We start from the raw sequence: 531 nt of genomic DNA, 5'->3' as shown, positions 1-531 counted from the left end.
TCGAGCCCCATTCTCAGAACCAAGCACCATCAAGAAATCACTGCAGAAGAAAACAGGCGCATTTCCTGCTTAACGACAGCGAGACAAAGGGAACCGTGCTGACTGTTTCAAAGCCACGAGGATCAAGCCACGGTCGCCCTCCCCCACTTGCCAAGACGAAGCGAGCCTCTCGAAACGCAGAAAACGGGACACCGATCACATGCCCGAGTTCACCCTCGACCAACTTCTAGAACAAGCCGTCGAGCATCACCTTTCCGGTCATTTGCAGAAAGCCGAGCCCTTGTATCGCGCCATCCTGGAAGCACAGCCCGATCACGCCGAGGCCAACCACCACCTTGGGCTGCTACTCGCAGCGACTGGCCAGGCCGCCGAAGCCCTTCCATGGCTGAAGGCGGCACTGGAATCGAACCTCGCACAACCGCACTACTGGCTCAGCTACGCAACTGGCTTGTATCAAGCCGGGCGACCAGAGGCCGCGCAAGCCCTACTGACCCTGGGGCAAAAAAACGGTCTCAGCGCGTCAGACGTCGA

General features: G+C 58.6%; 1 protein-coding gene. It reads left to right on the top strand.

Going from position 1 to position 531, the window contains the following annotated elements:
- Positions 1-199: 199 nt before the first annotated feature.
- Positions 200-531 (top strand): tetratricopeptide repeat protein (locus FP421_RS02120; RefSeq protein ID WP_159947158.1); only part of this gene is annotated, 332 nt, incomplete at its 3' end.

This window comes from Polaribacter septentrionalilitoris (assembly GCF_009832745.1).
Classification (GTDB): domain Bacteria; phylum Bacteroidota; class Bacteroidia; order Flavobacteriales; family Flavobacteriaceae; genus Polaribacter; species Polaribacter septentrionalilitoris.
This window is presented reverse-complemented; position numbering and strand designations above follow the sequence as displayed.